The organism is Micrococcus sp. Mcc89 (assembly GCF_024519795.1).
Classification (GTDB): domain Bacteria; phylum Actinomycetota; class Actinomycetes; order Actinomycetales; family Micrococcaceae; genus Micrococcus; species Micrococcus luteus.
Genome location: NZ_JALJRI010000054.1, coordinates 1 through 6,734 on the forward strand (window position 1 = coordinate 1; position 6,734 = coordinate 6,734).

The window sequence follows — 6,734 nt, forward strand, 5'->3', positions numbered from 1 at the left end:
TGTACACCCCGGCGGGTCCGGCACCGATGATGGCGATGCGCAACGGGCGGTCAGGGCGAACGGTCACGGTGGGTGGGTCCTTTTCGACGACGGCGGGGCACGCCGGCGGAGCGCGGGGCAAGGCCCGGCACCGGCGCGCGGGATCGACCCCCCAGTCTACCGCCGTGACCGGGAGGAACCTGGGTGAGAGTGCTCACCCGGACCGTACAGTGGTCCGCGTGAGCCCCTCCTCCCCCGCTGTCCGGCCCGGCGTGACCCCCGACGGCGCCGCCCCCGACACCGGCGCCCTGCCCACCGTCTCCCCCGCCCCGGCCGATGACCCGCGTGGGCTGGCCCTCGGCTTCACCGCCTACTTCGTGTGGGGCCTGCTGCCGCTCTACATGGCGGTGCTCGCGCCCGCCGGGGCCCTGGAGATCGTGGTGGTGCGCATCGGCTTCGCCCTGATCTTCTGCCTGCTGCTGCTGACCGTGATGCGCCGCCTGCGCGAGCTGGGGACGGCGCTGGCCACGCCCGGCCGCTGGGGCACCACGGGTCTGGCCGCCGGGATCATCGCGGTGAACTGGCTGCTGTACGCGGTCTCGGTCACCACGGGCAACGTGCTCCAGGCGTCGCTGGGCTACTTCATGAACCCGCTGGTGAATGTCCTGCTCGGCGTGCTCTTCCTCGGGGAGCGGCTGCGGCGGGGCCAGTGGGTGGCCGTCGGGATCGCGGTGGCCGCCGTCGTCGTGATGTCCGCGGCGATGGGGCAGGTGCCGTGGATCGCGCTCGGGCTGGCCACCTCGTTCGGGCTCTACGGCTTCGTGAAGAAGCGCTTCCCCTCCCCCGTGCACGCGGTGACCGCGATGACCGCCGAGACCGTGGTGCTGATCCCCGTGTTCGTGGTGGGCAGCGTGCTGCTGGCGCAGGCCGGGCTGCTCACCACCGTCACCGAGGGGCCCGGCCACTTCTGGCTCATGGCCGGGCTCGGCGTGCTCACCGCCGTTCCGCTCATCCTGTTCTCGGCGGCGGCCCGCTCCCTGACGCTGACCACGCTCGGGATGCTGCAGTACACGGCGCCCATCCTGCAGTTCCTCGTGGCGGTCACGGTCCTCGGCGAGCAGATGCCCGCGGCCCGCTGGGCGGGCTTCGGGCTCATCTGGCTCTCGCTGGCGGTCTTCACCCTCGACCAGCTGAACGCCTCCCGCCTGCAGCGTCGGGCGGTCCGGGCCGGGCAGGGCGCGCACGCCTAGACTGGCGGCATGCCCGCCAAGCCCCCCGCCCCCGTGTACCTCCCGGCCTTCCAGCGGCTCGTCCCGGACCTGCTGAGCGACGCCTGGGCCGAGGACGACGGCCTCGCCCCCGCCGACGTCGACGCCCGGCTGGCCCAGTCCCCCGCGGCGGAGCAGCTCGGCGCCGGGCTCATGATCCCGGCTGCTCTCCGCGAGTTCTACCTCGCCCTGGGCAACTGCGGCGACCTCATGGAGACGGACCACTACGTGTGGGACCCCGAGGACCTCGAGGTGCGGGACGGCTTCCTCATGTTCCTGGAGGACGCGGACGAGACGGTCGTGTGGGGCCTGCCGGTGGACAACCTGGCGCTGCCGGACCCGCTGGTGTGGCGGCGCTCCGCCGGCGCCGACGCGCCCGAGGGCGAGTGGCAGGACGAGGGCGGCACCTTCAGCGAGTTCCTGACGGACCTGCTCGCGTGGACCTTCGAGGACCCCGAGGACGACGGCGAGGGGCTGGACCGGTGACCGCGCCCGCCCCGGTCTCCCACGCCCCGGACGACTACGTCTGCCCGTTCTGCGGGCTCGTGGCCAGCGACGTCTCCGACCCGGGCAACCGCTGCGAGCTCGGGGACACCGTCTACCAGGACGAGGACCTGCTCGTGCTGATCGCCGTGGACGGGTTCGGCGACCACGAGGGCCACGCCATGGTCTGCCCGGCCGAGCACTACGAGAACCTCTACGACCTGCCCCCGCGCGTACTGCAGCGCATCGCCCTGATGGCCCAGCAGGTGGCGCTGGCCATGAAGCGCGCGTGGGCCCCGGACGGGGTCTCCACGCGCCAGCACAACGAGCCCGCCGGCAACCAGCACGTGTGGCACTACCACCTGCACGTGTTCCCCCGCTTCGAGGGGGACATGCTCTACCGGCAGCTGCGCCACCCGGTGGCCCCGGAGGTCCGCGCCGGCAAGGCGCGGGAGCTCGCGGCCGCGCTGGACCCCGCCCCGACCCGCCTGGACTGAGCGGCCTCCCCGGATCGAGGCGGCGACGCCGCCGACCGCGGCGTCAGGCCGAGCGCCCGACCACGTAGTCGGCGAACGCCTCGAGCGCCGCCTTCACGGCGGAGTCCGGCAACGGGTCGAGCGCCTGCTTGGCCTGCTCCGCCCAGCCGCGGGTGATCGCCCACGCCTCGTCGATGGCGGGGTGGCCCGTGAGCGCGGCGACGGCGGCGGCCAGCTGCTCGTCGGTGTCGAGCGGCCCGTCCACGAGCGCGCGCACCCGGCGGGCGTCCTCGGCCTCCGGCCCCTCGCCCTGCGCGGCGCGGGCCAGCAGCAGCGTGGTCAGGGTGGGCACGCGCTCGCGCAGGTCCGTGCCGGGGACCTTGCCGATCCGCTCGGCGTCGCCGGTGAGGTCGATCAGGTCGTCGGCGAGCTGGAAGGCCAGGCCCACCTTCTCGCCGTATGCGCGCATCACCTGGACGGCGGCCTCGTCGGCTCCGCCCAGCAGCGCGCCGAGCATGCCGGCCGCGGCGATCAGCGAGCCGGTCTTGCCGGAGAGCACCGCGTAGTAGTGCTCGATCGGGTCCGCGCCCTCGGCCGGGCCGCGAGTCTCCCACAGCTGGCCCTGCACGAGGCGTTCGAAGGTGTCCGCCTGGATCTGCACGGGCCGCGGGCCCAGCTCGGCCATGAGCTGGGAGGCGCGGGCGAAGATCAGGTCGCCGGCCAGGATCGCCGCCGAGTTGCCCCACAGCCGGTGGGCGGCGGGAGCGCCGCGGCGCACGGGGGCCTCGTCCATCACGTCGTCGTGGTACAGCGTGGCCAGGTGCGTCAGCTCCATCACGACGGCGGCCTGGCGGGCGGGCGCGTCCACGTCGGCGACCTCGCCGGAGGCCAGGGCGGGGTCGCCCAGGAGGGAGGCGAGCACCGTCAGGACCGGACGGACCCGCTTGCCGCCGGCGGCCAGCAGGTGGTGGGCGGCGGTGTCGGAGAACAGGTCGTCGAAGCCGAGGGCAGTGTCCAGCTGCTCCTCGACCTGCTCGAGCGCGGTCAGCACGACCTCCAGGACACGGCCGTGCTCGGCGAGGGGTTCGAAGCCGGAGGGCAGGGCGAAGCCGGGGTCTGCGGTGGTCACCGGGCAAGCCTACCCAACGGCGCGCCGCCCGCGGTCGTCAGCGCGGGGGTGAGCGCCTCGAGCACGCGGACGGCCCGGTCGACGGCGTCGCCGCCCCGCGCGTCCACCGTGTTGCCCATGACCTTCACCGCGGCCCGCAGCAGCGGGGGTGCGGCCATCCCGGCGCCCAGCGCCGCCTTCATCACCCGCGGATCGCCGATCAGGCGGGCGAACCGGGCGCCGAGGGCGAAGTGGCGGCCCCACAGGTGCTGGGTGATCACCGGGTAACGGGACAGGATCGCGTCCGCGGCGCCGTCGGTCCCGGCCGCGTGCGCCTGCACGGCCAGGTCCGCGGCGAGGCGGGCCGCCTCCATCGCGAACCCGATGCCCTCGCCGTTGAACGGGGAGACCATGCCGGCCGCGTCGCCCACCAGGAGCATGCCCGGCACGTGCTGCGGGGTGCGGTTGAACGCCATCGGCAGGGCCGCGCCGAGGATCCGCGAGGTGCGCGTCTGCTCGGCGATCCCCCAGTCCGCGGTGAGCGCCCCGGTCCAGGACTTCAGCAGCCCGCGGTAGTCCAGCTTCCCGAACTGCGGGGAGGTGTCCAGGATGCCCAGGCCCACGTTCACGGTGCCGTCCGCGAGCGGGAACAGCCAGCCGTAGCCGGGCAGCGGGTTGCCCTCGGCATCCGGCAGGCGCAGCCAGGACTCCATCCACTCCCCCCGGTCGCCGGGCGGGGCGGGGATCGCCCCGTCGACGGCGGCGCCGGCGGTGTAGTAGGCCCGCACGGCCACGCCCATGGGCCGGTCCTCGCGGCGGTGCAGGCCCGCGGAGACGGCGGCGCGGGCGGAGACGCCGTCGCACGCGAGCACGATCGGTGCGGTGAAGCGGGCGGTCTCCCCGGTCTTGCGGCCGTTCGGCGCGATCAGCTCCGCGTCCAGCCCGACCACGCGTCCGGCCTCGTCCCGCACGACGCCGGTGACGGCGTGCCGCTCGCGGACCTCGGCGCCGCGGGTGCGCGCCAGGTCCGCCAGGAGGGCGTCGAAATCGCGTCGGGTGCGCGTGAGCGCGTAGTCCGGCCACGTCTGGGTGGGCGCCCACGGCACGTCCACGCTGCGCTCGCCCGCGCGCAGCCGCAGGCCGCGGATGACGCGCCAGCCGCCGTCGTCGCCGGGCTCACCCCGGTGGGGCACGCCGAGCAGCTGCAGCTCCCGGACCGCCTGCGGGGTCAGGCCGTCGCCGCAGACCTTCTCACGCGGGTGCGCGGTCTTCTCGAGCACCACCACGTCCAGCCCCGCCGCGGCGAGGTGGGCGGCGGCGGTGGCGCCGGCGGGGCCGCAGCCGGAGATCAGCACGTCGGCACGGCGCACGACGGCGGGGGTCGAGGCGGGCGCGGGCGACGTCGGCGTGCCGGTCACTGGGGGGCCTCCTCGGCGGCGAGCTCGGCGGTGGGCGGGGCGGGGGCCGGGCCGGCGTCCGGCGCGGGGTCCGGGACGGGGCACGCGGGCGGGAACGTGGCGCGCACCGCCGCGGCCAGGGCGGCGGCGACGCGCGGGCGGTCGGCGCGGTCGCAGCGGACCTCGAGCAGACGCCGGCCGCGCACCGGGTCGGACAGGGCCCGGACGAGGTCGACGCGGTCGGTGACCCGCGTGTGCGGGAGGCCGTACGCGGCGGCCAGGGCGGCCAGGTCCACGCCGTGCGGGGTGCCGAAGAGCCGTTCGACGGGGTCCGCCATGCCGGGCGCCTCGGCCACGGCCCCGTGTTCGAGGCTCGCGAAGATCGCCCCGCCGTCGTCGTTGACGACCACGAGGTCGAGGTCCGGCTCGGTCTCGGTGGGGCCCACGAGCAGGCCGCCCGCCTCGTGCAGGGCGGTGAGGTCGCCGAGCAGGGCCACGGTCCGCCGTCCGCGCGCCAGTGCGACGCCCGCGGCCGTGGAGACGGTCCCGTCGATCCCGGCGAGCCCGCGGTTGGCGTACACCTCCGCGTCCGGCGCCGAGGGGGGCCGCCAGGTCAGGTCCACGTCCCGGATCACCGAGGACGAGCCCAGCACGAGCGGACCCCGGACCATGGCGGCGCTCACGTGCGCCACCGTCTGCGGGCTGAGCCGGTCGCCGGCGTCGGTGGTGACGAGCGCGTCCTCCACGGCGGCCTGGGCGCGCATCGAGGCGTGCTGCCACGCGGCGAGCCAGCCGGGCTCGCCCTGCCCGGCGAAGGCGGCGAGCTCCTCGAGGGTCTCCACGGGCGTCTCCCGGCGCCGGCCCGGCTCGAACCATGGTGCGGGCTCGGGGGCGTGCAGGGCCGTGGCGACGTCGGGGCGGGCCAGCAGGGCGTTGACCGTCCGGGTGAGCGTGGGCCGGCCGAACAGCACGACCCGTTCGATGCGGGCGGCAAGGGGGTGTGCGTCCGCGTCGCGCCCGCCGGCCGCGCCCAGCAGGAGCGGATAGGCGGCGATGGCGTTGGCGGAGAACCGCGCGTTCGACGACGGCTCGGCCAGCAGGGGCAGGCCCAGGGACAGCGCGAAGGCCGCGGCCACGGGGCCGGCGCCGTGGCAGGCCAGCACGACGGTGCGCCGCTGGTCCAGGCGGGCGACGTCCAGCTCGGGCAGCCCCGAGAGCACCGCCCCGGGCGCCCGGTAGGCCGACGCGGCGGCGGCCGGGCTCGCGCCGGTCGGGGCGACGGCCGGAGCAGGGGTGTGCGGCGCCGCGGCGGCGCCCATGGCGGCCGCCTCCTCAGGACTCGGCACGAGCGGGTCGCGGAAGTGCAGGTTCAGGTGGACCGGCCCGGCCGGGGCCTCTGCCATCGTCACCGGACCGGGCGCGCCGTCGTCGGAACCGGCCTCGGCGACGACCCCCTCGGCCGCCAGCAGGGCCCGGCGCACGGTGGCCCGCACGTGGCGCAGATGCTGCTCGGCATCCACGCCGTCGGCGGCGTCGCAGCCGAGGGAGGCGGCATGGCGGACGTGCGTGCCGAACACGCCCCTCTGGTCCGTGGTCTGGTTCGCGCCGGTGCCGTGCAGCTCGGGCGGACGATCCGCGGTCAGCGCGATCACGCGCGTGCCGGCGTGGATGGACTCCATCAGGGCGGGCAGCAGGTTCCCGACGGCGGTGCCCGAGGTGGTCAGCACGCCCACCGGGCGCCCCGAGGCCAGCGAGAGCCCGTGGGCGAGGAAGCCGGCCGAGCGCTCGTCCACCCGCACGTGCAGGCGGACCTCGCCGGCGCGCTCGAGGGCCGCGAGCGCGTAAGCCAGCGGGGCGGAGCGGGAGCCGGGGCAGACCACCGCGTCCCGCATGCCGGCGTCGATCAGGGCGGTGGCGACGGCGCGCGCCACGGAGAGGGAGTCGACGGAGGTCATGGTGGCCACCAGTCTAGGTGTTGTGGGGCATGAGGTTCTTGACATGGGTGCCGGGCTGAGATGAGACG

General features: G+C 76.0%; 6 protein-coding genes. 3 read left to right on the forward strand and 3 right to left on the reverse strand.

Annotated features, from left to right (window positions below):
- Positions 1-209 precede the first annotated feature (209 nt).
- The 3 genes from rarD to NR072_RS06575 are packed head-to-tail and all read left to right on the forward strand — an operon-like array spanning position 210 to position 2,227.
- Positions 210-1,229, forward strand: coding sequence for an EamA family transporter RarD (gene rarD / locus NR072_RS06565; RefSeq protein WP_044659539.1), 1,020 nt, complete (start codon positions 210-212; stop codon positions 1,227-1,229).
- 9 nt (positions 1,230-1,238) lie between these two features.
- Positions 1,239-1,733, forward strand: a complete 495-nt coding sequence (locus NR072_RS06570) for a hypothetical protein (RefSeq protein WP_256836577.1) — start codon at positions 1,239-1,241, stop codon at positions 1,731-1,733.
- Positions 1,730-2,227, forward strand: a complete 498-nt coding sequence (locus tag NR072_RS06575; protein ID WP_070709449.1) for an HIT family protein — start codon at positions 1,730-1,732, stop codon at positions 2,225-2,227. The genes NR072_RS06570 and NR072_RS06575 overlap by 4 nt, the downstream gene beginning before the upstream one ends.
- 43 nt (positions 2,228-2,270) lie before the next feature.
- Here NR072_RS06575 and NR072_RS06580 read toward each other — a convergent pair whose 3' ends face one another.
- From NR072_RS06580 to menD, 3 genes are read right to left on the reverse strand one after another with little or no spacing between them, the layout of a single operon-like run.
- A complete protein-coding gene (locus tag NR072_RS06580; protein ID WP_063189759.1) occupies positions 2,271-3,335 on the reverse strand; it encodes a polyprenyl synthetase family protein in 1,065 nt (354 codons plus the stop codon).
- Positions 3,332-4,732, reverse strand: coding sequence for a geranylgeranyl reductase family protein (locus NR072_RS06585; protein WP_082836653.1), 1,401 nt, complete (start codon positions 4,730-4,732; stop codon positions 3,332-3,334). Before NR072_RS06585 ends, NR072_RS06580 begins: the two co-directional genes overlap by 4 nt.
- Positions 4,729-6,666, reverse strand: a complete 1,938-nt coding sequence (gene menD, locus NR072_RS06590; RefSeq protein WP_041104939.1) for a 2-succinyl-5-enolpyruvyl-6-hydroxy-3-cyclohexene-1-carboxylic-acid synthase — start codon at positions 6,664-6,666, stop codon at positions 4,729-4,731. The genes NR072_RS06585 and menD overlap by 4 nt, the downstream gene beginning before the upstream one ends.
- Between the last annotated feature and the right edge of the window lie 68 nt (positions 6,667-6,734).